This window comes from Ramlibacter sp. P4_H7 (genome assembly GCF_056400765.1).
The window spans coordinates 115,928-140,407 of sequence record NZ_JBFUKP010000012.1 but is presented as its reverse complement, the minus strand read 5'-3'; the positions used below and the strand labels follow the sequence as shown (position 1 = coordinate 140,407).

General features: G+C 70.4%; 23 protein-coding genes and 1 pseudogene. 18 read left to right on the top strand and 6 right to left on the bottom strand.

Features of this window, described 5'->3' with window-relative positions:
* The first annotated feature begins 10 nt into the window (after nucleotides 1–10).
* The 7 genes from AC1DSA_RS17235 (at nucleotide 11) to AC1DSA_RS17205 (ending at nucleotide 7,543) form a co-directional block, all read left to right on the top strand.
* Nucleotides 11–685, top strand: a complete 675-nt coding sequence (locus AC1DSA_RS17235; RefSeq protein WP_477891354.1) for a response regulator — start codon at nucleotides 11–13, stop codon at nucleotides 683–685.
* Nucleotides 672–2,108 (top strand): sensor histidine kinase N-terminal domain-containing protein, encoded by a 1,437-nt coding sequence (locus AC1DSA_RS17230; protein ID WP_477891352.1) that lies wholly within the window; start codon nucleotides 672–674, stop codon nucleotides 2,106–2,108. The genes AC1DSA_RS17235 and AC1DSA_RS17230 overlap by 14 nt, the downstream gene beginning before the upstream one ends.
* Nucleotides 2,109–2,198: 90 nt before the next feature.
* On the top strand, nucleotides 2,199–2,903 hold the full coding sequence (locus tag AC1DSA_RS17225; RefSeq protein ID WP_477891350.1) for a TerC family protein: 705 nt from the start codon (nucleotides 2,199–2,201) through the stop codon (nucleotides 2,901–2,903).
* Nucleotides 2,904–2,909: 6 nt separating this feature from the next.
* Nucleotides 2,910–3,341: a universal stress protein gene (locus AC1DSA_RS17220; RefSeq protein ID WP_477891348.1), complete on the top strand. Its 432-nt coding sequence runs from the start codon at nucleotides 2,910–2,912 to the stop codon at nucleotides 3,339–3,341.
* 132 nt (nucleotides 3,342–3,473) lie between these two features.
* On the top strand, nucleotides 3,474–5,042 hold the full coding sequence (locus AC1DSA_RS17215; protein WP_477891346.1) for an acyl-CoA synthetase: 1,569 nt from the start codon (nucleotides 3,474–3,476) through the stop codon (nucleotides 5,040–5,042).
* Nucleotides 5,039–6,487, top strand: coding sequence for an amidase (locus AC1DSA_RS17210; RefSeq protein ID WP_477891344.1), 1,449 nt, complete (start codon nucleotides 5,039–5,041; stop codon nucleotides 6,485–6,487). The genes AC1DSA_RS17215 and AC1DSA_RS17210 overlap by 4 nt, the downstream gene beginning before the upstream one ends.
* A gap of 78 nt (nucleotides 6,488–6,565) precedes the next feature.
* A complete protein-coding gene (locus AC1DSA_RS17205) occupies nucleotides 6,566–7,543 on the top strand; it encodes a Bug family tripartite tricarboxylate transporter substrate binding protein (RefSeq protein WP_477891342.1) in 978 nt (325 codons plus the stop codon).
* Between the two features lie 6 nt (nucleotides 7,544–7,549).
* Here AC1DSA_RS17205 and AC1DSA_RS17200 read toward each other — a convergent pair whose 3' ends face one another.
* A complete protein-coding gene (locus tag AC1DSA_RS17200) occupies nucleotides 7,550–8,464 on the bottom strand; it encodes a diacylglycerol/lipid kinase family protein (protein ID WP_477891340.1) in 915 nt (304 codons plus the stop codon).
* Between the two features lie 41 nt (nucleotides 8,465–8,505).
* On the opposite strand from AC1DSA_RS17200, the gene AC1DSA_RS17195 reads away from it, so the two are divergent.
* The 9 genes from AC1DSA_RS17195 (at nucleotide 8,506) to AC1DSA_RS17155 (ending at nucleotide 17,740) form a co-directional block, all read left to right on the top strand.
* On the top strand, nucleotides 8,506–9,846 hold the full coding sequence (locus AC1DSA_RS17195; RefSeq protein ID WP_477891338.1) for an acyclic terpene utilization AtuA family protein: 1,341 nt from the start codon (nucleotides 8,506–8,508) through the stop codon (nucleotides 9,844–9,846).
* 9 nt (nucleotides 9,847–9,855) lie between these two features.
* A complete protein-coding gene (locus AC1DSA_RS17190) occupies nucleotides 9,856–10,215 on the top strand; it encodes an AtuA-related protein (RefSeq protein WP_477891336.1) in 360 nt (119 codons plus the stop codon).
* Nucleotide 10,216: 1 nt separating this feature from the next.
* Nucleotides 10,217–11,404, top strand: a complete 1,188-nt coding sequence (rhmD, locus tag AC1DSA_RS17185; RefSeq protein WP_477891334.1) for an L-rhamnonate dehydratase — start codon at nucleotides 10,217–10,219, stop codon at nucleotides 11,402–11,404.
* A gap of 118 nt (nucleotides 11,405–11,522) precedes the next feature.
* Complete coding sequence (locus tag AC1DSA_RS17180; RefSeq protein ID WP_477891332.1) at nucleotides 11,523–12,239, top strand: DUF1028 domain-containing protein; 717 nt, start codon at nucleotides 11,523–11,525, stop codon at nucleotides 12,237–12,239.
* Nucleotides 12,239–13,252, top strand: coding sequence for an ABC transporter ATP-binding protein (locus AC1DSA_RS17175; protein ID WP_477891330.1), 1,014 nt, complete (start codon nucleotides 12,239–12,241; stop codon nucleotides 13,250–13,252). The genes AC1DSA_RS17180 and AC1DSA_RS17175 overlap by 1 nt, the downstream gene beginning before the upstream one ends.
* Nucleotides 13,249–14,334 (top strand): ABC transporter ATP-binding protein, encoded by a 1,086-nt coding sequence (locus AC1DSA_RS17170; protein ID WP_477891328.1) that lies wholly within the window; start codon nucleotides 13,249–13,251, stop codon nucleotides 14,332–14,334. Before AC1DSA_RS17175 ends, AC1DSA_RS17170 begins: the two co-directional genes overlap by 4 nt.
* Before the next feature lie 14 nt (nucleotides 14,335–14,348).
* A complete protein-coding gene (locus tag AC1DSA_RS17165; protein ID WP_477891326.1) occupies nucleotides 14,349–15,857 on the top strand; it encodes an ABC transporter substrate-binding protein in 1,509 nt (502 codons plus the stop codon).
* Between the two features lie 10 nt (nucleotides 15,858–15,867).
* Nucleotides 15,868–16,809 carry an ABC transporter permease gene (locus tag AC1DSA_RS17160; RefSeq protein ID WP_477891324.1) on the top strand — a complete coding sequence of 314 codons (942 nt, stop codon included), beginning with the start codon at nucleotides 15,868–15,870 and terminating at the stop codon, nucleotides 16,807–16,809.
* A gap of 1 nt (nucleotide 16,810) precedes the next feature.
* Nucleotides 16,811–17,740 carry an ABC transporter permease gene (locus AC1DSA_RS17155; RefSeq protein WP_477891322.1) on the top strand — a complete coding sequence of 310 codons (930 nt, stop codon included), beginning with the start codon at nucleotides 16,811–16,813 and terminating at the stop codon, nucleotides 17,738–17,740.
* A gap of 82 nt (nucleotides 17,741–17,822) precedes the next feature.
* Here the strand turns inward: AC1DSA_RS17155 and AC1DSA_RS17150 are convergent, their stop codons facing one another.
* Nucleotides 17,823–18,206, bottom strand: a complete 384-nt coding sequence (locus AC1DSA_RS17150; protein ID WP_477891320.1) for a hypothetical protein — start codon at nucleotides 18,204–18,206, stop codon at nucleotides 17,823–17,825.
* 129 nt (nucleotides 18,207–18,335) lie between these two features.
* On the opposite strand from AC1DSA_RS17150, the gene AC1DSA_RS17145 reads away from it, so the two are divergent.
* On the top strand, nucleotides 18,336–18,605 hold the full coding sequence (locus AC1DSA_RS17145) for a YkvA family protein (RefSeq protein ID WP_477891318.1): 270 nt from the start codon (nucleotides 18,336–18,338) through the stop codon (nucleotides 18,603–18,605).
* A gap of 45 nt (nucleotides 18,606–18,650) precedes the next feature.
* Here AC1DSA_RS17145 and AC1DSA_RS17140 read toward each other — a convergent pair whose 3' ends face one another.
* Nucleotides 18,651–20,780: an ATP-binding response regulator gene (locus AC1DSA_RS17140; RefSeq protein ID WP_477891316.1), complete on the bottom strand. Its 2,130-nt coding sequence runs from the start codon at nucleotides 20,778–20,780 to the stop codon at nucleotides 18,651–18,653.
* 173 nt (nucleotides 20,781–20,953) lie between these two features.
* Nucleotides 20,954–21,289 (bottom strand): annotated as a pseudogene (locus AC1DSA_RS17135) (PAS domain-containing protein); the annotation flags it as partial.
* 727 nt (nucleotides 21,290–22,016) lie between these two features.
* Here AC1DSA_RS17135 and AC1DSA_RS17130 point away from each other — a divergent pair.
* On the top strand, nucleotides 22,017–22,985 hold the full coding sequence (locus AC1DSA_RS17130; RefSeq protein ID WP_477891314.1) for a Bug family tripartite tricarboxylate transporter substrate binding protein: 969 nt from the start codon (nucleotides 22,017–22,019) through the stop codon (nucleotides 22,983–22,985).
* Nucleotides 22,986–23,002: 17 nt separating this feature from the next.
* Here the strand turns inward: AC1DSA_RS17130 and AC1DSA_RS17125 are convergent, their stop codons facing one another.
* Together AC1DSA_RS17125 and AC1DSA_RS17120 are read right to left on the bottom strand one after the other, a co-directional pair.
* Nucleotides 23,003–23,947, bottom strand: a complete 945-nt coding sequence (locus AC1DSA_RS17125) for an aldo/keto reductase (protein ID WP_477891312.1) — start codon at nucleotides 23,945–23,947, stop codon at nucleotides 23,003–23,005.
* Between the two features lie 18 nt (nucleotides 23,948–23,965).
* Nucleotides 23,966–24,460 carry a cupin domain-containing protein gene (locus AC1DSA_RS17120; RefSeq protein WP_477891310.1) on the bottom strand — a complete coding sequence of 165 codons (495 nt, stop codon included), beginning with the start codon at nucleotides 24,458–24,460 and terminating at the stop codon, nucleotides 23,966–23,968.
* Between the last annotated feature and the right edge of the window lie 20 nt (nucleotides 24,461–24,480).

Sequence of the window (24,480 nt, the reverse complement as noted above, 5' to 3'; positions counted from 1 at the left end):
CATCCCGGCCATGCGCATCCTGGTGGTCGAAGACGACAAGGTGCTGGCCGACGCGCTCTCGCGCGCCCTGGTGCAGACCGCCCACGCCGTGGACATCGTGTCCACCGGCGAAGAGGCGGACCATGCGCTGGGCCTGGCGATCTACGACCTGGCGATCCTCGACATCGGCCTGCCGGGCCTCAGCGGCCTGGAGGTCCTCAAGCGCCTGCGCGGCCGCCGCTCCACCATGCCGGTGTTGATGCTGACCGCCTTCGACACCATGGAAGACCAGGTGCGCGGGCTGGACCTGGGCGCCGACGACTACCTGTCCAAGCCGTTCGACCTGCCCGTGCTGGAAGCGCGGGTGCGGGCGCTGCTGCGGCGGGGCACCCAATCCACACCCTTCCTCGAGCACGGCCTCCTGCGCTTCGACACGGTGGGCCGCCGCGTCTTCTACGACAAGCGCCCGCTGGAACTGTCGCCGCGCGAGCTGGCCGTGCTGGAACTGCTGCTGATGCGCGAGGGCCGCGTCGTCAGCAAGGAACAGATGGTCAACCATCTCTATGGCTGGGGCGACGAGGTCGGCGCCAACGCGATCGAGGTCTACGTGTACCGGCTGCGCAAGAAGCTGGAACCGCTCGGTTGCGAGATCCGCACCGTGCGCGGCATGGGCTACCTGATGGAGCGCGGGGATGCAGCGGACTGAGCCGCGGCTGCAGCGCAAGCTGCTGGCCTGGCTGCTGGGGCCGCTGCTGCTGCTGCTGGTGCTGGACACCGCCGCCGCCTACTGGGTGTCGCAGCGCTTCGCCAACCTCGCCTACGACCGGGCGCTGCACGAGATCGCGCGCGAGATCGTGCTGCACGTGAAGCCGGGCGCTGCGCGGCCCCGGCTCGAGCTGTCGGACACCGCCGCCCAGATCCTGCTCATGGACGCGCAGGACCGCCTGTTCTTCCGCGTCGACGCCGCCGACGGCACGCTGATCGGGGGCGACGAGGCGGTGCCGCTGGCGGCGCCGCCCGCGCGCGAGGGCGGCGAGCCGCGCTTCTATCCCGACCTCGTGCGCGGCGAGCCGGTGCGCATGATCGCCGTGCGCATGGCGATCAACGAGGCGCCCGGTGCGCCGCTGGTGCAGGTGCAGGTGGCCGAGACCCTCAACAAGCGCACCCGGCTGGCCTTCGAGATGGTGGCCAACGTGGTGCTGCCGCAGCTGCTGCTGATCGTGATGGCCACGCTGCTGGTCTGGTTCGGCATCTCGCGCGGGCTGGAGCCGCTGCAGCGCCTGCGCCGCGCCGTGGCGGGCCGCTCGCACCTGGACCTGAGCCCGATCGACACGCACCACGTGCCGGGCGAGGTGCGGCCGCTGGTGGACGAGGTCAACGACCTGATGGCGCGCCTGGGCAAGACCTTCGATTTCCAGAACCGCTTCGTGGCCGACGCCGCGCACCAGCTGAAGACACCGGTCAGCGGCCTCAAGGCGCAGATCGAGCTGGCCCTGCGCGAGACCGACCCGGAACGGGTGCGCCATTCGCTCGCCCAGCTGTACATCAGCGCCGACCGGCTCTCGCGCCTGGTGCGGCAGCTGCTCTCGCTGGCGCGCAACGAGCCGGGGGCGCTGGACACGGTGCAGCTGCAACCGCTGGACCTGAACGCCTTCGCGCTGGAGATCAGCATGGACTGGGTGCCCCACGCCATCAAGCGCAGCATCGACCTCGGCTTCGACGGCGTCGAGCAGCCGCTCACCATCGGCGCCGACAGCGACCGGTTGCGCGAGCTCATCAACAACCTGATCGACAACGCGATCCGCTACAGCCAGCCCGGCGGGCGCGTCACCGTGCGCGCCAGCCGCACACCGCAGGGCGAGTGCAAGCTGGCCATCAGCGACGACGGCCCCAGCATTCCCGTGGCGGAGCGCCAGCGCATCTTCGAGCGCTTCCACCGGCTGCTGGGCACCCAGGAGGACGGCAGCGGACTCGGCCTGGCGATCGTCAGCGAGATCGCCACGCTGCACGGTGCCCGGATCGAGCTGGAAGAGGACCTGGAGGACGGGGTGGGCAACACCTTCAGCGTCCTGTTCCCGGCGGTCCGCGCGCTGCCTGACGGCATCGTCACCCGGCTGTCAGCTGGCTGAAAGCTGGCGTCTAAGAGGCTGTCAGCGCGGCCCCTTAGCCTCGCGGGATCGGAACCAGCGTCGGTTCCAGACCCCATTCGAGGAGACACCATGGCCTTCCTGACGAGCCCGGATTTCTGGCTTGCCCTTTCCCAGATCATCCTGATCAACATCGTCCTGTCGGGCGACAACGCGGTCGTGATCGCGCTGGCCTGCCGCTCGCTGCCGCCGCACCAGCAGAAGAAGGCGATCATCTTCGGCAGCATCGGCGCGATCGTGCTGCGCGTGATCCTGACCTTCTTCGCGGTCTACCTGCTCTCGCAGCCCTACCTGAAGCTGGTGGGCGCGGCGCTGCTGCTGTGGATCGGCGTGGGCCTGCTCAAGGGCGACGACGGCGATGAGGACCTGGAAGGCAACTCGAACCTGATGGCCGCCATCAAGACCATCGTCGTCGCCGACCTGGTGATGAGCCTGGACAACGTGATCGGCGTGGCCGCCGCGGCCAAGGGCAACGTGCCCCTGCTGGTGATCGGCCTGGTCATCAGCATCCCGCTGATCATCTTCGGCTCCACCATCATCCTGAAGCTGATGAACCGCTTCCCGATCATCATCACCATCGGCGCCGGCCTGCTGGGCTGGGTGGCGGGCGAGATGGTGCTGACCGATCCGGCGATCCACGACTGGGTGGAAGCCCACCACTACCTGCACAACATCGTGCCGGCGCTGGGCGCGGTGATCGTGGTGGTCCTCGGCAAGTACCTGGCCAGCCGGGCCGCCCAGGACGAAGAAGCCGCCGCGGCCGAAAAGGCGGCCTGAACGGCCATGCGGCAGTTGCTGGTTGCCGTCGATCCCCACAGCCCGGCGCGCACGCGCTCGGCCGTGGAGGAGGCGGTTCGCATCTGGCGCGACGAATTCGTCGGCATCCTCCTCGTGCGCGTGCAGCCACGGCTGTCCGGCCACGTGGCGATGTTCTTCGGCACCCGCGAGCTGCAGAAGATGCAGCTCGACGAGGGGGCCGAGGAGCTGAAGTTCGCGCAGTCCCTGCTCGATGCGGCCGGCGTGCCCTACACCAGCACGGTGCTGATCGGCCGCAGCGCGGAGACCATCGCCCAGGCGGCGCGCGAATTCGGCTGCGACCGCATCCTGTTCGGCGACGAAGGCCCGAGCCTGGCCGGCAAGGTGTTCGGTTCGCTGGCCGAACAGGTGCGGCACCTGCTGGGGCCGGGCAATGCGTACCAGGTGATCGGTTCCTGATTCCCGCCTGCGCGGTGATGAAGCGGCCCCTGCGGCCGCTTTTCTTTTTGGGGGATGCGGCTTTGGGGAAAGCCCCGGGGAGCGGGCGGCAGCCGGGTGGGGCACCATACGGCAGCCGAACGAGGAGACACCGTGGACACCGCCATCCGCCGCCAGACGCTGGCCGACCTGCTGCGCCGCAGCGCCAAGCGCTTTCCCCACAAGACCGCGATCGAATGCGGCGCGACCCGCTGGAGCTTCGCGGAATTCGATGGCGTCACGGACCGGCTGGCTGCCGGTCTCTCGCGCATGGGCGTGGCCAAGGGCACGCGCGTCGCCGTGCTGGCGCGCAACTCGCATGGCTTCGCCGCATTGCGCTTCGCGCTGGCGCGCCTGGGCGCGGTGCTGGTGCCGATCAACTTCATGCTGAAAGCCGAGGAGGTCGCCTACATCCTGCGCCACGCCGGCGCCGGCCTGATGGCCACCGACAGCGGACTGGCCGAGCTGGCGCGCAGCGCCGCCGCACTGGACACGCAGGTGCGGCAGTTCATCTGGCTGCCTTCGGAAGAGGCGACGCAGCCGGTCGCCGGCATGACCCCCTTCGACGCGCTGATCGAACAGCGCGACACGCCGCCGCCGGTGGACCTCAAGGGCGAGGAGCTTGCGCAGATCGTCTACACCAGCGGCACCGAATCGAGCCCCAAGGGCGCCATGCTCACGCACGACGCGGTGATCTGGCAGTACGCGAGCTGCGCGGTGGACGCCAGCATCGCCGCCAGCGACGTCATGCTGCATGCGCTGCCGCTGTACCACTGCGCACAGCTGGACGTGTTCCTGGGCCCGATGGTGTACGTGGGCGGCACCAGCATCGTCACGGCCAAGCCCACGCCGGAGAACCTGCTGCCGCTGATCGCGAAGCACCGCATCACGTCCTTCTTCGCGCCGCCCACGGTGTGGATCTCGTTGCTGCGCTCGCCGCTGTTCGAGCAGACGGATCTTTCGTCGCTGCGCAAGGGCTATTACGGCGCGTCCATCATGCCGGTGGAGGTGCTGCGCGAGATGGCGCGGCGGTTGCCGGACGTGGGCTTCTGGAACCTGTACGGCCAGACCGAGATCGCGCCGCTGGCGACCATGCTCGGCCCCGAGGACCAGTTGCGCAAGCCGGGCTCCTGCGGCCGCGCGGTGCTGAACGTGGAGACGCGGGTGGTGGACGACGCGCTGCAAGACGTACAGCCGGGCGAGGTCGGCGAGATCGTGCACCGTTCGCCGCACCTGATGCTCGGCTACTTCCACGACGACGAGCGCACGCGCGCGGCCTTCGAGGGCGGCTGGTTCCACTCGGGTGACCTGGCCACCATCGACGACGAGGGCTACATCACGGTCGTGGACCGCAAGAAGGACATGATCAAGACCGGTGGCGAGAACGTCGCCAGCCGCGAGGTGGAAGAGATGATCTACCGCCTGCCGCAGGTGTCCGAGGTCGCGGTGGTCGGCGTGCCGCACCCGCGCTGGGTGGAGGCGGTGGTCGCGGTCGTGGTGCCCAAGGCCGGGCAGGCCCTGACCGAGGCCGAAGTGCTGGCGCATTGCCAGCAGCACCTGGCCGGCTTCAAGGCGCCCAAGGCGGTGGTGTTCGCCGAGGCGCTGCCGAAGAACCCCAGCGGCAAGCTGCTCAAGCGAGAGCTGCGCCAGAAGTACCAGGCGCGCTTCAGCGAGGCCGCGTGACGCCCGCCGGCCTGCTGGCGCTGGACGCCACCAGCCTCTCGCGGCGCATCGCCGCCCGCGAGGTCTCCTGCCGCGAGCTGATGCAGGCCAGCCTGGACCGCATCGCCGCGCTGAACCCGGTGCACAACGCGATCGTCTCGCTGCGCGGGCGCGCCGAGCTGCTGGCCGAAGCGGATGCCCACGATGCGGTGCTCGCGCGCGGCGAGTTCACCGGCTGGATGCACGGCTTTCCGGTGGCCGTGAAAGACTTGAGCGATGTGCAGGGCCTGCCCACCACCCGGGGCTCGCCGGCCGTGGGCCTGCGCATCGCGGCCACCGACGCACTGTTCGTGCAGCGCATGAAAAAGGCCGGCGCGATCGTGATCGGCAAGACCAACACGCCGGAGTTCGGCCTCGGCTCGCACACCTTCAACCCGGTGTTCGGCACGACCCGCAACGCCTGGGATCCGGCGCGCACGGCCGGCGGCAGCAGCGGCGGCGCGGCCGTCGCGCTCGCGCTGGGCATGGTGCCGGTGGCCGACGGCAGCGACACCGGCGGCTCGCTGCGCAATCCGGCGGCCTTCAACAACGTGATCGGCTTTCGTCCCACCTGGGGCCGGGTGCCGACGGTGCCGGCGGAGGAGGCGTTCTTCTCGCAACTGAACACCGTCGGGCCGATGGCGCGCACGACCGAGGACCTGGCCCGGCTGCTGTGCACCATGGGCGGCTGGGACGCGCGCGCGCCGCTGTCGCTGGGCGAGGCCTTGCCCGACCCGGCCGGCGAGGACCCGATCGGCGTCGCGCCCGGCACGCGCATCGGCTGGCTCGGCAGCATCTGGGCGGACCTGCCGCTGGAGCCCGGCGTCGCGGCGTTGTGCGAGCAGGCACTGCGCCAGCTGCAGTCCGCCGGCTACGCGGTCGAACCCTGCACGCTCGACGTGCCGCGCGACCTGAACTGGCAGGCCTGGCTGCGCCTGCGCCAGATGCTCACGGCGGGCGGCCTGCGCGGGCTGTATGCCGACCCGGCGCTGCGCGCGAAGCTCAAGCCCGAGGCGCTGTGGGAGGTGGAACAGAGCCTGCAGCTCACCGGGACGCAGGTGTTCGAGGCCTCCGTGCAGCGCACCACGGTGTACCTCGCGTTCCAGCGGCTGTTCGCGCAATACGACTACGTGGTGGCGCCGAGCGCGCAGGTGTTCCCCTTCGACGCGGACATCCCCTGGCCCCGCGAGGTCGCCGGCGTCGCGATGGACACCTACCACCGCTGGATGGAAATCGTCACGCCCTTCACCATGGCGGGGCTGCCGGTGGCGAGCGTGCCGGTGGGCTTCAACGCGCAAGGCCTGCCCATGGGCATGCAGGTGGCCGGGCCGCCCCGCGCGGACCTGCGCGTGCTGGCGCTGGCGCGCGCGTGGGAGGCGATCGCGCCCTGGGGGCAGCGGCCGCCCGCGGTCGCGCGGCTGGGCTGAGGGGGCACCTGGGTTCCCTCGGACACGGCGATGCGCGGGCCGGCGGCACAATGCGGGCCTGCAATCGAGGAGACACCCATGAACAAGCGCCTGCTGCTGCGCGCCACTGTGCTGGGACTGGCCGCGCTCGCCTGTGCCGGCAGCGGTCTTGCCCAGGACTTCCCGCCGAAGAAGACCGTCACCATGGTCGTGGGCTTCGCGCCCGGTGGCGCCGCCGATGCCGCCGCGCGCCTGATCGCCAAGAAGCTGGGCGACAACATCGGCCAGACCGTGGTGGTCGACAACAAGGCCGGGGCCGGCGGCAACATCGCGCACCAGCTGGTGGCCAACGGCCCCGCCGACGGCTCGATGCTGCTGCTGGGATCGATCGGGCCGCTGACGATCGCGCCGCACATGATGAAGGTGCCCTACGACCCGTTCAAGGACCTGGCGCCGGTCTCGGGCGGCGTGCACTTCCCCAACGTGCTGGTGGTCAACGCCAACAGCGGGATGAAGACGCTGGCGGACTTCGTGGCGCTGGCGCGCAAGCAGCCGGGCAGCGTCACCTTCGCGTCCACCGGTCCCGGCTCCGCCTCGCACCTGACCGGCGAACTGTTCGCCAAGGAGGCGAAGGTCGAGATGACGCACGTGCCCTACAGGGGCGGCTCGGCGGCCATGCCCGACCTGCTGGCCGGCCGCTTCACGGCCTACTTCGCGGCGCCGCCGACGGCGCTGCCGCACATCGAAAGCGGCAAGCTCACGCCGCTGGCCACCACCGGCCTCACGCGGCCGGCCTACCTGCCCAACGTCCCCACCGTGGCCGAATCGGGCTACCCCGGATTCGAGGCGCTGAACTGGTACGCCTTCGTGGCCCCGGCGAAGACACCAGCGCCCCTCTTGGACCGCTGGAACCAGGAAGTCGTCAAGGTGCTCAACGACCGCGAGGTGCGCGAGCAGCTCACCAAGCACGGCCTCACGCCGCACCCGACGACGCGGGCCGAGCTCACCGACTTCATGCAGAAGGAGTCGGCCAAGTGGGGCGCGATCGTGCGCGAGCGCAAGATCACCAGCGAGTGACGCGCGTCAGGCGGCGGGCACCATCACGCGCAGCGCCGCGGGCCGCACGCGGTAGTTCAGGGGCGTGTCCATCATGGTGACCTCGCCGTCGGTGGCCACGCGCATGCGCGCATCGTGCGTGTCGACCTCGAAGCCGGTGCCGGTCACCATCTCGAAGTCCCGATCCTGCTCCAGTCGCCCGGCCAGCGCGCGCAGCGCGAGCCACACCATGCCCAGGCGGCCCTGGCGGCGGCCGACGTAGAGAGCGAGCTCGCCGCGCTGCAGCGAATCCCGGTTGCCGATGCGGAACCCCTCCATCGTGTAGCGGTTGTTGCCGACGAACACGAAAGGCGTGCGCCGCGCCCCCTGCTGCCCGCCGACCGCCACCCGCACCGCGAGGGCGGGGCGGCCTTCGGTGGCATGCAGGGCCGCGCTGGCCAGCGCCCGCCACTTGCTCTTGCCCAGGCGCATCTGCTGCAACTCGCGCTCGCGCACGATCTGCGGGTACAGGCCGAGGCTGGAGTTGTTGATGAACACGCGGCCGTTCACTTCGCCCACGTCCACCTGCACCACGCGCCCTTCGGCCAGCGTGCGCACGGCATCCTCCAGCTTCAGCGGGATGCCCAGGTCCTTGGCAAAGTGGTTCAGGGTGCCCATGGGCAGCACGCCCTGCACCGCGTCCGTTCCGACGAGGCAGCCCGCCACCGCGCTCTGCGTGCCGTCGCCGCCGGCCGCCACCACCAGCCGGGTGCCGGCCGCCAGCGCACGCCGGGTGCCGTCGATGAGCTCTTCGCCGCTCTGGGCCCGCAGCACCTCGGCCGGGAGGCCCACGGCCGCGAGCAGTTCGCGCAATTGCTGCGCACGGTCGGCGCCGTTCCCGGCGCCCGAGCGGGCATTGAGGACGACCAGTGCCGGGGGGCGGGGCGGGGGAGAGGCGGGCATTCCCGATCGAGGATACCTGCGATCCGCGCGAGAATGGACGCATGCAAACACTCGCAGTGGGTTGCGGCGCCGGTTTTTCGGGCGACCGCACGGATGCCGCGCCACCGGTGGTGCGCACGCTGGTCGAGCGCGGCGGCCCGGCCGCGCTGATCTTCGAGAACCTGGCCGAGCGCACTCTGGCTCTGCAGCACCTGGCGCGCCGGCGCGACCCACTGCTCGGCTATGAGCCGCTGCTGGTGCAGGAGCTGCAGCCCATCCTCGCGGACTGCCTGCGCAACGGCATCACCATCGTCGGCAACTTCGGTGCGGCCAATCCGCGCGGTGCCGCGGACGCGATCCGCCGGCTCGCTGCCGGGCTGGGGCTGCCCGTCCCGCGCATCGGCGTGGTGGAGGGCGACGACCTGTCCGAAGGCGCCGGCCGCGAGCTCGTGCGCGAGCGGCTCGGCACCGAGTTCGATGTGCAGCGCTTCGTCTGCGCCAACGTCTACCAGGGCGCGATGGAGATCGCCGCGGCGATCCGCGCCGGCGCGCAGGTGGTGGTCACCGGCCGCGTCGCCGATCCCTCGCTGGTGCTGGGGCCCGCCGTGGCCCACTTCGGCTGGAGCGCCACCGACTGGGACCGGCTCGCCGGCGGCACCATGGCCGGCCACCTGCTGGAATGCGGCGCGCAGGTCACCGGCGGCTACTTCGCCGACCCCGGGCGCAAGGACGTGCCCGGCACGGAGAACATCGGCTTTCCCTTCGCGGAAATCGCCGCGGACGGCAGCTGCATCGTCTCGAAGGCGGCCGGCACCGGCGGGCTGGTGGACTGCCGCACGGTGAAGGAGCAGCTGCTGTACGAGGTGCACGATCCCGCCGCCTACCTCACACCCGACGTCGTTGCCGACATCACGGAAGCGACGGTGGCACAGGTCGGTCCCGACCGCGTGCGACTGTCGGGCGTGAAGGGCCATCCCCGCACGACGACGCTCAAGGCGCTGGCCTTCTTCGACGGCGGCTGGTTGGGCGAAGCGGAGATCTCCTACGCCGGCCCCAATGCCGAAGCACGTGCGCGGCTGGCCATGGACATGATGAAGAAGCGCCTGGGCGGCGACATGCCGCTGCGCTGCGACCTGATCGGCGTCACCAGCCTGTTCGCCGACGACGGCGGCGAGCTGGTGGCGCAGCTGCCGCGCGGCCAGGCCACCGACGTGCGCCTGCGGGTCGCCAGCCGCCACGAGGACGGCGAGCGCATCGACCGCCTGCTGCGCGAGGTGACCGCGCTGTGGACCGGCGGACCGGCCGGCGGCGGCGGCGTGCGCACCGCCAAGCGCCAGCGCCTGTCCAGCCGTGCCTGCCTGGTGCCGCGCGAGCTGGTCCCCGCCACCTGGCAGATCGCCTGAGGAGACGCCGTGCCCGACATCGCTCTCTACGACCTGGCCCACGCCCGCACGGGCGACAAGGGCAACACGATCAACATCAGCCTGATCGCCTACCGTGAGGAAGACTACCCGTTGCTGGCCGAGCAGGTGACGCCGGAGCGCGTCGCGCAGTGGTTCGCGCACCGCCATCCCGTGCGGGTGAAGCGCTACCTGCTGCCCCGGCTGGGCGCGATGAATTTCGTGCTGGACGAAGTCCTCGATGGCGGCGTCAACGACTCGCTCAACCTCGACATGCACGGCAAGGCGCTGTCCTTCCACCTGCTGGCCCAGGCCATCCCGGTTCCCGCCGAGGTCGCGGCGCGGGTGGCGGACTCCACGCAAGGGCGCTGACATGACCATGCCGACCATCCGCCACGTCCGCGCCTTCACGCTGCGCGGCGCCGGCGCGGACTACCACGACCAGGGCAGTGACCACTGGATCGACGACCACATCGCCACGCCGATGGCGAAGTACCCGGAGTACCGGCAAAGCCGCCAGAGCTTCGGCCTGAACGTGCTGGGCACGCTGGTGGTGGAGGTGGAGGCGAGCGACGGCACCGTGGGCTTCGCCGTCACCACGGGCGGCGACCTGGGATGCTGGATCGTGGAGAAGCACCTCGCGCGCTTCATCGAAGGCCGTGCGGTCACCGAGATCGAGAAGATCTGGGACCAGATGTTCAACGCGACGCTGTTCTACGGCCGCAAGGGCATCGTGCTCAACACGATCTCCGGCGTCGACCTGGCGCTGTGGGACCTGCTGGCCAAGGTGCGCGGCGAACCGGTGCACGCGCTGCTGGGCGGCCCCGTGCGCGACGAGCTGCAGTTCTACATGACCACGGCGCGCCCGGACTTCGCGAAGGAGCAGGGCTTCATCGGCGGCAAGATGCCGCTGCACCACGGCCCGGCCGAAGGCGACGAGGGCCTGAAGAAGAACCTGGCGCAGGTGGCCGACATGCGCGCGCGCTGCGGCGACGACTTCTGGCTGATGCTGGACTGCTGGATGAGCCTGGACGTCGAGTACGCCACGCGGCTCGCGCACGGCGCATGGGAGCAGGCCGGCCTCAAGTGGATCGAGGAGGCGCTGCCGCCCGATGACTACTGGGGCTATGCCGAGCTGCGCCGCAAGGTGCCGCCGGGCATGCTGGTCACCACCGGCGAGCACGAGGCCACGCGCTGGGGCTTCCGCATGCTGCTGGAGATGGAGTGCTGCGACATCCTGCAGCCGGACGTGGGCTGGTGCGGCGGCCTGACCGAACTGGTCAAGATCTCGGCGCTGGCCGATGCGCACGGCAAGCTGGTGGTGCCGCACGGCTCCTCGGTCTACAGCTACCACTTCGTCGTCACGCGGCACAACAGCCCGTTCGCGGAGTTCCTCAACATGTCGCCGCAGGCGGACCGGATCGTGCCGATGTTCCATCCGCAGCTGCTGGACGAACCGGTGCCGGTCAACGGCCGGATGAAGGCGTCGGTGCTCGACCGGCCCGGCTTCGGCGTGCGCCTGAATCCCGATTGCCAGCTGCATCGGCCCTATCCGCGATGAGGCCGCGCGCAATCCCAGGCTTGCAAAGCGTTGACGCCCGCCTTGGGCGGGCACTTCGTTTGGCGTCAGAATCGCGGCTGCATCGGGGCCGGGACCGGCCCTCGAAAGGGAGGGCAGGATGACCTGGTCGATTCTGGCGCGCGACGGGCAGGGCCGCTTCGGCGCCGCCATCGCCAGCCGGTTCTTCGCGGTGGGTGCCTTGTGCGTGCATGCGCGGCGGGGCGTCGGCATCCTGTCCACCCAGGCCTTGATGAATCCGCTGTACGGGCCTCAGGGCCTGGACCTGCTCGCCGGGGGCCGCTCGCCCGCCGAGGCGATCGATTCCCTCGTTTCCGCCGATGCCGGCCGGGACCAGCGTCAGGTGCACGTGCTGCCCGCGCAGGGCCGGCCCGCCGCGTGGACGGGTTCCGCCTGCGTGGACTGGTGCGGCCACCACCTTGGCGAGGACTTCAGCGTGGCCGGCAACATGCTGGCCGGCCCGCAGGTGGTGGAAGCCACGGCCGGGGCCTTCCTCGCCACCCGCGGCATGGACCTGGCGGAACGCCTGCTCGCGGCGCTCGCCGCGGGCGAGGCCGCCGGCGGCGACAAGCGCGGCAAGCAGGGCGCGGCGCTGCGCATCCAGGCCGACGAGGACTATCCGCAGCTGGACATCCGCGTGGACGACCACGAGGAGCCGGTGCAGGAACTCGAACGCCTGTACCGCAAGAGCCTGGAGCGCTACCAGCCCTTCATGGCCTGCCTGGCCGGCCGCAGGGATCCGGTGGGCATCACCGACCGCGCCGTGATCGAGGAGCGCATCGCGCGCTTCCACCGCGAACGCGGGGGCCGCGGCTGATGGCGGTGCTGGAAGTGCGCGACCTGCGCACCGAGTTCCGTACCGACGACGGCAACTTCCCGGCCGTCGACGGGGTGAGCTTTTCGGTCGAGGCGGGCCAGACGCTGGCCATCGTCGGCGAATCGGGCTGCGGCAAGAGCGTGACCGCGCTGTCCATCATGGGCCTGGTGCCCAACCCGCCCGGCCGCATCGCCGGCGGCTCGATCCGCTTCGAGGGCCGCGAACTGGTGGGCCTGCCCAGGCGCGAGCTGCTGGACCTGCGCGGCAACGGCATGGCCATGATCTTCCAGGAGCCGATGACCTCGCTGAACCCCGCGTTCACCATCGGCGACCAGATCGTGGAAGGCCTGCTGCGGCACCGCGCGATCTCGCGCGCCGAGGCGCAGGCGCGCGCGATCGAGGTGCTGCGCCAGGTGCGCATCCCGGCGCCGGAGCAGCGCTTCCACGAGTACCCGCACAAGCTGTCGGGGGGCATGCGCCAGCGGGCGATGATCGCGATGGCGCTGGCCTGCCAGCCGCGGCTGCTGATCGCCGACGAACCCACCACCGCGCTCGACGTCACCATCCAGGCCCAGATCATCGACCTGATGCGCACGCTGCAGGCCGAGACCGGGACGGCCGTCATCCTCATCACCCACGACCTGGGCGTGGTGGCCGAGGTGGCCGACGAGGTCGCGGTCATGTATGCGGGCAAGGTGGTGGAGCGCGCGCCGGCCCAGGTGCTGTTCGAGCAGCCGCAGCATCCCTACACCGTGGGCCTGCTCGGTTCCATCCCGCGGCTGGACGTGCAGCGGGAGCGGCTCGCCTCGATCGAGGGCCAGGTGCCGAATCCGCTGCGCCGCGCGCCCGGCTGCAGCTTCGCCGAGCGCTGTCCCTTCGCGATTGCGAAGTGCCGTGCCGAAGAGCCGCCGCTGCTGGAGGTGGGCACGTCGCATCGCTCCGCCTGCTGGCGCGCGCCGCTGGATGCCGACGTGCTGGTGCCGCACGTTCCCGACGCGGTGACCACCGCATGACCACCAACGCACCGCTGGTGCAGGCCCAGGGCCTGGTGAAGCACTTCCCGGTGCGGCGCGGGCTGTTCGGCCGCGTGAGCGGACAGGTGCGCGCGGTCGACGGCGTCGACCTGCAGCTGTCGGCCGGCGAGACGCTGGGTGTCGTCGGCGAGTCCGGCTGCGGCAAGTCCACGCTGGGCCGGCTGGTGCTGCGGCTGATCGAGCCGACGGCGGGCAAGCTGGTGTTCGAGGGCCAGGACCTGGGCGCGCTGGATGCCGCGCAGCTGCGGGCGCGGCGCCGCGCCCTGCAGATCATCTTCCAGGACCCGTATTCCTCGCTCAACCCGCGCATGACCGTGGCCCAGACGCTCACCGAACCGCTGCGCCTGCACGGGCTGCACGCGGGACGCGAACCGCAGCGCGTGGCGGAGCTGCTGCGCACGGTGGGGCTCGCACCCGAGCATGCGCTGCGCTATCCGCACGAGTTCTCCGGCGGCCAGCGGCAGCGCGTGGGCATCGCGCGCGCGCTGGCGGTGGAGCCCCGGCTGATCGTGTGCGACGAGGCGGTGTCGGCGCTGGACGTGTCGGTGCAGGCGCAGGTGGTGAACCTGCTGCAGGACCTGCAGCGGCGCTTCGGCCTGGCCTACATCTTCATCGCGCACGACCTGGCGGTGGTCAAGCACATCGCCACCCGCGTGGCCGTGATGTACCTGGGCCGGATCGTCGAGAGCGCGGACAAGGACGCGCTGTTCGCCAACCCGCGCCACCCCTACACGCAGGCGCTGCTGTCGGCGATCCCGCAGCCGGAACCCGGCGCGCGGCGCGAACGGATGGTGCTGGGCGGCGACGTGCCCAGCCCGCTGAATCCGCCTTCGGGCTGCCACTTCCACACGCGCTGCCCGCACGCGCAGCCCGTTTGCTCCGAGCAGGCGCCGGTGCTGGAAGCCACGCCGGACGGTCATGCCGCCGCCTGCCACTTCTGGCGCGAGATCCAGGCGCGCGCGCCGGTCGCCCAGCCCCTGGTGTTCGCGCCCGCCCGGCGCCGCCTCGAGCGGCTGCAGGCGGCCTTCATCGCCACCGATCCCGTTGTACCGTCCCCCTGAACTGGAGAGCCCGCATGCCTTCCATCGCAAGACGTTTCCTCCTCCCGCTGGCGCTTGCCGCCACCGCCTTCGCCGCACAGGCGCAGACCCTGCGCATCGGCCTGGCCGAAGACCCCGACGCGCTCGATCCCTCGCTGGCGCGCACCTTCGTCGGCCGGCTGGTCTTTGCCGGCCTGTGCGACAAGCTGTTCGACATCGACGAGAAGCTCAACATCGTGCCGCAGCTGGCCACCGGCTACGAATGGTCCGCCGACGGCAAGGCGCTCACCATCAAGCTGCGCCAGGGCGTCACCTTCCATGACGGCGAGAAGATGGACGCGGCGGCTGTGAAGTACAGCATCGAGCGGCACAAGACCATCCCCGGCTCCAACCGCCGTGGCGAGCTGGCGCCAGTGTCCAGCGTGGACGTGGTCGATCCTTCCACCGTTCGCCTGAACCTGTCCGCGCCCTTCTCGCCGCTGGTGGCGCAGCTGACCGACCGCGCCGGCATGATCCTCTCGCCCAAGGCCGCCCAGGCCGCCGGCGAGAAATTCGGTTCCAACCCGGTCTGTTCCGGCCCCTACAAGTTCGTCGAGCGGGTGCCGCAGGACCGCATCGTGCTGGAGCGCTACGCCAACTACTGGAACAAGGGCACGGTCCACTTCGACAAGCTGGTCTTCACGCCGATCCCGGACGCCACCGTGCGCCTGGCCAACCTGCGCTCGGGCCAGCTGGATTTCATCGAGCGCGTCGCGCCCAGCGACATGGAGAAGATCGTCGCCGAGAAGAAGCTGAAGACGGCCAGCATCACCGAGATCGGCTACCAGGGCATCACCATCAACGTCGGCAAGAGCGACAAGGCCAAGGCCAATCCGCTGGGTCGCGACGCGAAGGTGCGCGAGGCCTTCGAGCTGTCGCTGGACCGCCAGGGCCTGGTGCAGGTGGTGATGGACAACGAGGCGATCGTCGGCAACCAGTGGGTGCCGCCGACGAATCCCTTCTATGCGAAGAACGTGCCCATCCCCAAGCGCGACATCGCGCGCGCCAAGCAGCTGCTCAAGGAAGCGGGCGTGCCCAATCCCAGCTTCACCATGGTGACGCCGACCACCTCGGACGCGCAGCGCATCGCCCTGGTGGTGCAGGCCATGACGCGCGAAGCGGGCTTCGACGTCAAGATCCAGGCGACCGAATTCGCCACCTCGCTCAACATGGCGGACAAGGGCGACTTCGAGGCCTACGTGCTGGCCTGGAGCGGCCGGCCCGACCCGGACGGCAACCTGTACAGCTTCCACGCCTGCAAGCAGCCGCTCAATTACGCGGGCTACTGCGACCCCGAGACCGACAAGCTGATCAACGAATCGCGTGCCGCGCGCGACCCCGCGCAGCGCAAGAAGATCTTCGAGCAGGTGACGGCGCGCGTGCTGAAGGAACGGCCGGTCGTCTACCTGTACCACCGCAAGTGGCTGTGGGCCTACAACCCCAAGCTCACCGGCGTGCGCGAGATCCCCGACGGGCTGCTGCGCCTGCAGGGCCTGAAGATGTAGGGCGCGCGCGATGTTCGACTTCCTCGTTCGCCGGATCGCGACCCTGGTGCCCACGCTGGTGCTGGTGTCGATGCTGATCTTCGGGCTGCAGCAGCTGCTGCCCGGCGATCCGGCCAAGATCCTCGCGGGCGAGGAGCAGGACCCGACCGTCGTCGAGTACCTGCGCAAGAAGATGCACCTGGACGAGCCGCTGCCGGTGCGCTACGCCTACTGGATGGGCGGCGTGCTACGCGGTGACCTGGGCGAATCGATCCGCAACCAGCAACCGGTGCTGTCGCTGATCGCGCAGAAGCTGCCGGTCACGCTGCAGCTGGCGGTGATGGCGATGACCATCGCGCTGCTGATCGGCATTCCCGCCGGCATCCTCTCCGCGGTGGCGCGTGGCTCCGCCTGGGATTGGGGCGCCAACGTGTTCGCGCTGTGGGGCATCTCGACGCCCAACTTCTGGCTGGGCATCCTGCTGATCCTGCTGTTCGCCGTGAACCTGGGCTGGCTGCCGGCGTCCGGCTACGTGAGTCCCTTCGAGGACCTGGCGGCCAACCTGAAGTCGATGATCATGCCGGCCTTCGTGCTGGGCAACGCGATCGCCGCGGTGCTGATGCGGCACACCCGCAGCGCGATGCTGCAGGTGCTGTCGGCCGACTACGTGCGCACCGCCCGCGCGAAAGGCCTGGACGAAAAGACGGTGGTGCTCAAGCATGCGCTGCGCAACGCGCTCACGCCGGTGATCACGCTCGGTGCGCTGGAGCTGGGCACGCTGCTGTCCGGCGCGGTGCTCACCGAGCAGGTGTTCACCATCCCCGGCTTCGGCAAGCTGATCGTCGATGCGGTGTTCAACCGCGACTACGCGGTGGTGCAGGGCGTCGTGCTGGTCACGGCGACGGCGTACATGCTGCTGAACCTGCTGGCGGACCTGGCCTACTTCGCGGTCAACCCGCGCCTGCGTCACTAAAATGACAGCCCACCCCCGAAGCGCCTTCGGCGCCTCCCCCTCAAGGGGGCGCCACCAGCGGCCCGGCGAAGCCGGTTCCGCGGTGGCCCGCGCACGTGGCCCGTGGGAGCGTGCCTGGCGCCGACTGCGGCGCCGCCGCACCGCGATGCTGGGCCTCGTGATCGTGATCGCCTTCATCCTGCTGGCGCTGTTCGCCGCATGGATCGCGCCCATGGACCCGATCGCCACCAGCTGGAGCGCGATCCGCAAGCCTCCCTCGGCCGAGCACTGGTTCGGCACCGACGAGATCGGCCGCGACGTGCTGTCGCGCGTGATCTGGGGCACGCGCGCGTCGCTGCTGGCGGGCGTGGTGTCGGTCTCGATCTCCCTGCTGATCGGCGTGCCGATCGGCATGGCCGCCGGCTTCCTGGGCGGCTGGGTGGACAGCGTCATCTCGCGCATCACCGACGCCTTCCTCGCCTGTCCCTTCCTGATCCTGGCGATCGCGCTGGCCGCCTTCCTGGGCCCGAGCCTGACCAACGCCATGGTGGCGATCGGCGTGTCCGCCGCGCCCATCTTTGTGCGGCTCACGCGCGGGCAGGTGCTGGGCATCAAGGTGGAGGACTACGTGGAAGCTGCGCGCGCCGTCGGCAATCCGCCCCTGCGCATCGCGCTGCGCCACATCCTGCCCAACATCACCGCGCCGCTGATGGTGCAGGCCACGCTGGCGATCGCCGCCGCCGTGATCGCCGAGGCCAGCCTGTCCTTCCTGGGCCTGGGCCAGCAGCCGCCCGCGCCCAGCTGGGGCAGCATGCTCAATACGGCGAAGAACTTCATCGACAACGCCCCCTGGATGGCGATCTGGCCGGGGGTCGCGATCTTCCTGCTGGTGCTGTCCTTCAACCTGCTGGGCGACGGCCTGCGCGACGCGCTGGATCCGCGCGGGGGGTGATGGCGGAGTTGGGGTTCGCTGCGCTCACCGCCAGCCTACGGAGGACAGCCCACTTCCACCGGCGGCGAAGCAAGCGTGGGGGTCATGCAAAGCGCCGGTTCACCACCAGCTCGATGGCCACGCCGTCGACGAAGTCGCGCAGCAGCCGCGGCTCGCCCGAGCGCAGGTCGCACTCGATCACCAGCCGGCGGGGGCCGAACCAGCGCGCGGAGACCTCGTCGCAGGAGCCTACGAACACCAGCCGGGGCCGGACGCTGCGCAGGTAGTCCCAGCGGTCGCGCAGGAACACGCCGCTGGCGCCCTCGGCCTGCCCCTCGGGCACGCGCCGCACTTCGGCCACCAGGGCGCCATCGGGTGCGGGCGCCTGCGGCTTCAGCAGGTCGTGGCGGGATCGCCAGTGGAATTCGACCGCCAGCACGCCGGCGAACAGCAGGACCACCATGACGGCAAAGGCGCGAATTTTCACGGGACGGAGCAGGTTTGCGGCCAGCGGACTGTAACGCGGACCTTGCGGCCCTTGCAGAGCGGGGCTACGGTGGCATCTAGGGTGCGCCGGCCCCGCGGGGCTTCCAACGTCACGGAGAGAGAGACCACCATGTTCAAACGCCTGTCGCTGCTGTGGACCGTCGTGCGGGGGGATGCGCGCCAGCTGTGGGCCGCGCTGCGCCACCCCGGCGCGCCCGGCTGGCTGAAGCTCGGAACCGCGCTCATCGTGCTGTACGTGGTCTCGCCGATTGACCTCATTCCCGACTTCATCCCGGGCTTCGGCATGCTCGACGACATCGTGCTTGTGCCGATGGCGATCCGCTGGCTGCTCAAGCGCCTGCCGCCGGAGATCGCGGCGGCGAGCACGCGCCGGCGCTGATCCAGGCCGAGGGAACTGCGCGCGTCTTTCGCCGCGAGCGAGCCGTCACGGATCCGCCGGCGCGGGCTGCGGCCCCTCCAGGCTCAACATGCGCTGCACCTCCTGCAGGTCCACCGGCTTGGTGAGGTGCACGTCGAAGCCGGCCGCCACGCCCCGGGCGCGATCTTCCTGGCTGCCCCAGCCGGTGAGCGCCACCAGCATGCGGTGTTCCCAGCCCGGGAGCGCCCTCAGCCTGGCCGCCAGTTCGTAGCCGTTCATGCCCGGCATGCCGATGTCCAGGAACACCACGTCCGGCTGCTGGGCCACGGCGATGCGCAGTGCGCTGGCCCCGTCGTAGGCCAGGTGCACCTCGTGCCCGCCCATCTCGACGACCATGGACAGCGTCTCGGCGGCGTCCCGGTTGTCGTCCACGATCAGGACCTTCTTGCGCGGCACCGCCAAGGGGGCCTGTCGATCCGCATCACCGGCCGTCTCGGCCTGCGCGACCTGGACGCGCGGCAGCCACACCACGAAGCGACTGCCCATGCCCGGCCCGGCGCTTTCGGCGCTGACCCGGCCGCCGTGCATTTCCACCAGCGACTTGACCACGCTGAGGCCGATGCCCAGGCCGCCCTGGGCGCGCTCCAGGTGCTGGTCCACCTGCACGAAGCGCTCGAACACGCGGTCCAGCAGCTCCTTCGGGATGCCGATGCCGTCGTCCTCGACGATGACCGCCAGTCCCTCGCCGTCCTCCACGGCGCGCAGGCTGACGCGGCCACCGTGCGGCGTGTACTTGGCCGCGTTGTTCAACAGGTTTCCGACCACCTGCACCAGCCGCGTGATGTCGCCGTGGACGTGCCATTCCGGATCGACGTCCTGCCACACCAGCGTGTGGCCCTGCGCATCCAGCAGCGGGCGGCAGGCGTCCACCGCGTGCTCCAGCACCGACTGCAACTGCAGGGTCTCGCGGGTGAGCACGATCTTGCCCTGGCTGATGCGCGCGATGTCCAGCAGCTCGTCCACCAGGCGCACCATGTGGTCGAGCTGCCGCTCCATGATCCCGCGCACGCGCTGCTCCTGCGGCGTTCCGGTGCCGCGCTGCATCACGTGCAGCCCGGTGCGCAGGGGCGCCAGCGGATTGCGCAGTTCGTGGGCCAGCGTCGCCAGGAAGTCGTCCTTCTGGCGGTCGGCGCGGCGCAGCGCCTCCTGCGCCTGCCACAGGTCGGTGATGTCGCGCGTGACGCCCAGCACGTGCTGCACCGAGCCGTCCTCGGCCAGCTCCGGCACCAGGCGCGCGGCGAAGTGCCGCTGCACGCCGTTGTGTTCCATCTCGAAGTGCGTGCTGAACGGACGCCCGTCCTCGAAGACCTTGCGCAGCGCCCGGGTCCACTGTTCGCACAGGTCCCCGGGCATCCCGAGCTCCTCGTTCGTGCGGCCCAGGAACAGCTGCGGCGCCAGGCCGGTCAGGCGTTCCACCGCGGCGTTGACGAAGACATGGCGCAGCCCGGAATCGAAGCGGGCAATGATGTCGGGCGAGTTGTCGGCGAGCGTGCGCAGCTCGCGCTGGCGCACCTGCTCGCTCGCCCGCAGGGCGGCTTCCGCTTCCCGGCGCTGCGTGATGTCCACGCAGGCGCCGGTCATCGTCTTGGCCCGGCCCGCCGCGTCGACGAAGGTGCGCCCGCGGTCGTACAGCCAGTGGATCGAGCCGTCCGGGTACACGACGCGGAACTCCATCTCGAAGTCGGCCGCCTCGTCGCGGCAGCGTTCGCAGCGGGCGATCACGCCCGCGCGGTCGTCCGGATGCACCAGCGCGACGAACTGGTCCAGGCTGCGCACGACCTCGCCGGGGCGCAGGCCGAACAGGCGGTCGAGCGCGCTGTCCCAGGTCAGCCGGTTGTTCTGGATGTCCCAATGGAAGGTGCCGGTCCGGCTGGCCTCCAGCGCCACCTCCATCGCCTGCTCGGAAGCCTTGCGGGCGCTGATGTCGATGGCCGTGCCGATCACCCGCACGCAGCAGCCGGTCGCGTCGAACACGCCCCGGCCCTTGGCGGCGACCCAGCGCACCAGGCCGTCCTCTTGCCCGATCGTGCGGTATTCGACGTCGTAGAGCGCCCGTCGCGCCGGGTCGCACGCGGCGGCGAAGGCGGCCGCGGTCGCCTCGCGGTCTTCGGGATGCAGGCCCGCGTAAAGTCCCACATCGTCACGGGCTGCTCATGCGTGATCCCGAACATGGCCCGCACGCGCGGCGGCCAGTAGAGGGCGCCCGACGCCGGGTTCAGGTCCCAGAGGCCCACTTCGGCCGCCTCGATGGCGAGCCGCAGCTGCTCCTCCTTCTCCAGCAGGGCCTGCTGCGCCGCATGGGCCGCGGTGACGTCCTGGCCTTCACAGAAGGTGCCCGTGACGCGACCGGCTTCGTCCAGCACGGGGGCATACACGAAGTCCAGCACCACCTCGCGCTCCGGTCCCCCGGGCGTGTCGCGCAGCCGCGTGCGCATGCCGCGGGCCACGTGCCGCTCGCCGGTGCGGTACACCTCGTCCAGCCGCTCGTAGAAGCCCTGGCCGGCGATGTCGGGGAAGGCTTCGCGCACCGTCTTGCCGACGACGTCCGCGCGCGGGAACAGCCGGCGGTGCGCGTCGTTGACGAAATCGAACACGTGGTGCGGCCCGGTGGTGGTGCAGATGAAGCCGGGCGCCTGCTCGAACATGCGCTGCTGCCGCTGCAGCTCGGTGGCGCGGCTGTGCGCCAGCCGCACGGACGCGGTGGTCTCCACGGCCGAACAGAAGATGCCGCCGATCGCGCCGCTGTCGTCCAGCAAGGGCGTGTACGAGAAGCTGAAGTAGCTGGGGCCGCTCTCGCCGCGGCCGGCCAGGTCGAAAGGCATGTTCTCGTACCACAGCGACTCGCCCCGCATCACGGCGTCGTTCAGCGCCGAGAGCTGCTCCCAGATCTCGCTCCACACCTGCGCCATCGGACGGCCGAGGGCGTGCGGGTGCTTCACGCCGCAGATCGGGATGTAGCCGTCGTTGTAGAGGGAAATGTGCTGCGGGCCCCAGCCGATGAACATCGGCTGGCGCGCGCGCAGCATCAGGCTCACGGCGGTCTTGAGCGACTGCGGCCAGCCGGCCGGTTCGCCCAGCGGCGTGTCATGCCAGGGGAAGCGGCGCATGCACGCCCCCATCTCTCCACCCTCGCGCAGGAAGGCGGCATTCAAAACTTCTGATGTGCCCATGCGGCCCTCCGTGGCCGAGGTGGTTGCAGGGCCAAGCCTGCTGGAACGGATGAGCCTTGACCCGGAACATTATGCGTAAATCCGCTCGCTGGCGGGGGTCAGGCGGGGCGGCGCCAGCCCGGCATCGAGCCCTGCGGCAGGGCCGCCCCCGGATCGCTGTTCCGCCGTGCCTAGAATGCGCGGCTGATACAAGGAGACTTCCGTGCGCCGCAGCTTCCTCTCCCTGGCCGTCCTGGCCACCGCTTCCCTCTTCGCCTCTGTCGCCTCGGCGCAGGCCTGGCCGAACAAGCCCATCAAGGCGATCGTTCCCTTCGCGCCCGGCAGCGCCACCGACCAGATCGGGCGGGCGTTCGCCGCCGAAATGGCGAAGACCCTGGGCCAGCCCATCATCGTGGACAACAAGCCGGGCGTGAACGGCATGCTGGGCGCCTCCGAAGTGGCCAAGGCCACGCCGGATGGCTACACCATCCTGATCGGCACCAACAGCACCAACGCGGCGCTCAAGAGCCTGATGAAGCAGCTGCCCTACAACCAGGACACCGCCTTCGCGCCGCTGGGGTACATGGGCTCGGTGCCGCTGATCGTCGCCGTCAACAACGACGTGCCGGCGAAGAACCTGCGCGAGCTGGTGAACCTGGCCAAGACCAAGGCCGGGCACGTGACCTTCGCCAGCGCCAGCACCTCGCAGCTGGTCTCCACCGAGATGCTGGCCAGCATGGCCGGCGTGCAGATGACCAACGTGCCGTACAAGAGCGGGCCGGCCGCCATGACCGACCTGATCGGCGGGCAGGTGATGCTGTTCACGGCCGACTTCGCGGTGATGCTGCCGCAGGTCAAGGGCGGCAAGATCCGTGGGTTGGCGGTGACTTCCACCAAGCGCTCGCCGGCGATCCCCGAGCTGCCCACGGTGAACGAAGCGCTGGGCATCAAGGACTACGAGCTGATCGCCTACTTCGCGATGTTCGCGCCGGCCGGCACGCCGCCGGAGATCGTGGCCAAGCTGAACGCCGCGATCAACGCCGCGGCCAGCAGCAAGGAGCTGCAGGAGAAGTTCGCGCCGATCGGCTTCGTGGTCGAGCCGGGCACGCCCGAGGCTCTCGGCCAGCGCACCAAGCTCGAGACCGCCAAGTGGGCCAAGGCGATCAAGGACGCGAAGATCGAGCCGCAATGAGCGGCGCGGCGCGCCGGCTAGCTGCCGGCGCTGGCCGTGTCCAGCTTGCGCAGCATGTCCGCATCCAGCTTCAGCCGCGCTGCCGCGACCAGCTCCTGCAGTTGCGCCAGCGACGTCGCACTGGCGATCGGTGAGGTCACGCCCGGCTGCGCGAGCAGCCAGGCGATCGCCACCTGGCCCGGCGTCGCGCCCAGGCCTTGCGCGACCTCGTCCAGCGCGGCCAAGATGCGCAGGCCGCGTTCGTTGACGTACTTCTTGACCACGCCGCCGCCGCGCGCGCTCTTGGACGCGTCCTCGGCCGACCGGTACTTGCCCGTGAGGAAGCCGGCGGCCAGCGAGTAGTAGCCGATCACCCCGACGTGCTCGCGCAGGCACAGGGGCAGCAATTCACGCTCGAACTCGGCGCGGTCATACAGGTTGTAGTTGGGCTGCAGGCTTTCGTAGCGCGGCAGGCCCAGCCGGTCGCTCGTCTGCAGCGCCTCTTCCAGCCGCGCGGCGCCGTAGTTGGAGGCGCCGATGGCGCGCACCTTGCCCTGCTTGACGAGATGCGCGAAGCACTCCAGCGTCTCCTCCAGCGGCGTCGCGTCGTCGTCCTTGTGCGCCTGGTACAGGTCGATGCAATCCACCTGCAGCCGGCGCAGCGAGTCCTCCACCGCCTGGGTGATCCACTGCGGCGACAGGCCCTTGTCCATGCCGACCTTGGTGGCGATCACCACCTTGTCGCGGCGGCCGCCGCCCTGGGCCAGCCAGCGGCCGATCACCGTTTCCGATTCGCCGCCCGTGTGGCCCGGCACCCAGCGCGAATACACGTCCGCCGTGTCGACGAAGTTGAAGCCGGCCTCCACCCACGCATCGAGCAGGGCGAACGAGGTGGGCTCGTCCACCGTCCACCCGAACACGTTGCCGCCGAAGCACAGCGGAGACACCATCAGGGACGATCGGCCCAGGACACGCAGTTTCATGGGATCCTCGAAGAAGCTTCAGACGCCGCCGTGCGGATGCGTCGGGTCTACCCACAGCACCTGCTCGGGTTTCTCCGCCGGCTCGATGTCCAGGTTGATCGCGACGGCCTGGCCGTCGCTGCGGCACAGGACGCATTCCAGCACCTCGGTGGGGCTCGCGTTGATCTCCTGGTGCGGCACGTAGGGCGGCACGTAGATGAAGTCGCCGGGTCCCGCCTCGGCGGTGAACTCCAGGTGCTCGCCCCAGCGCATGCGCGCGCGGCCCTTCACCACGTAGATCACGCTTTCGAGGTGGCCGTGGTGGTGTGCGCCGGTCTTCGCGTTGGCGTGGATCGTGACGGTGCCCGCCCACAGCTTCTGCGCGCCCACGCGTGCGAAGTTGATCGCGGCGCGGCGGTCCATGCCCGGCGTCTGCGCGGTGTTGGGGTCCAGCTGGTTGCCGGGGATCACGCGCACGCCGTCGTGCTTCCACTTCGCGTGCTCGTGGGGAGGGTCGTGGGGGTGATCGCTCATGGGGCCAGCGTACGACAATG

Coding starts and splice junctions, on each gene's coding strand:
- AC1DSA_RS17235 (WP_477891354.1), top strand. CDS start 11: ATGCGCATCCTGGTGGTCGAAGACGACAAGGTGCTGGCCGACGCGCTC.
- AC1DSA_RS17230 (WP_477891352.1), top strand. CDS start 672: ATGCAGCGGACTGAGCCGCGGCTGCAGCGCAAGCTGCTGGCCTGGCTG.
- AC1DSA_RS17225 (WP_477891350.1), top strand. CDS start 2,199: ATGGCCTTCCTGACGAGCCCGGATTTCTGGCTTGCCCTTTCCCAGATC.
- AC1DSA_RS17220 (WP_477891348.1), top strand. CDS start 2,910: ATGCGGCAGTTGCTGGTTGCCGTCGATCCCCACAGCCCGGCGCGCACG.
- AC1DSA_RS17205 (WP_477891342.1), top strand. CDS start 6,566: ATGAACAAGCGCCTGCTGCTGCGCGCCACTGTGCTGGGACTGGCCGCG.
- AC1DSA_RS17200 (WP_477891340.1), bottom strand. CDS start 8,464: ATGCCCGCCTCTCCCCCGCCCCGCCCCCCGGCACTGGTCGTCCTCAAT.
- AC1DSA_RS17195 (WP_477891338.1), top strand. CDS start 8,506: ATGCAAACACTCGCAGTGGGTTGCGGCGCCGGTTTTTCGGGCGACCGC.
- rhmD (WP_477891334.1), top strand. CDS start 10,217: ATGACCATGCCGACCATCCGCCACGTCCGCGCCTTCACGCTGCGCGGC.
- AC1DSA_RS17180 (WP_477891332.1), top strand. CDS start 11,523: ATGACCTGGTCGATTCTGGCGCGCGACGGGCAGGGCCGCTTCGGCGCC.
- AC1DSA_RS17175 (WP_477891330.1), top strand. CDS start 12,239: ATGGCGGTGCTGGAAGTGCGCGACCTGCGCACCGAGTTCCGTACCGAC.
- AC1DSA_RS17170 (WP_477891328.1), top strand. CDS start 13,249: ATGACCACCAACGCACCGCTGGTGCAGGCCCAGGGCCTGGTGAAGCAC.
- AC1DSA_RS17165 (WP_477891326.1), top strand. CDS start 14,349: ATGCCTTCCATCGCAAGACGTTTCCTCCTCCCGCTGGCGCTTGCCGCC.
- AC1DSA_RS17160 (WP_477891324.1), top strand. CDS start 15,868: ATGTTCGACTTCCTCGTTCGCCGGATCGCGACCCTGGTGCCCACGCTG.
- AC1DSA_RS17155 (WP_477891322.1), top strand. CDS start 16,811: ATGACAGCCCACCCCCGAAGCGCCTTCGGCGCCTCCCCCTCAAGGGGG.
- AC1DSA_RS17145 (WP_477891318.1), top strand. CDS start 18,336: ATGTTCAAACGCCTGTCGCTGCTGTGGACCGTCGTGCGGGGGGATGCG.
- AC1DSA_RS17125 (WP_477891312.1), bottom strand. CDS start 23,947: ATGAAACTGCGTGTCCTGGGCCGATCGTCCCTGATGGTGTCTCCGCTG.
- AC1DSA_RS17120 (WP_477891310.1), bottom strand. CDS start 24,460: ATGAGCGATCACCCCCACGACCCTCCCCACGAGCACGCGAAGTGGAAG.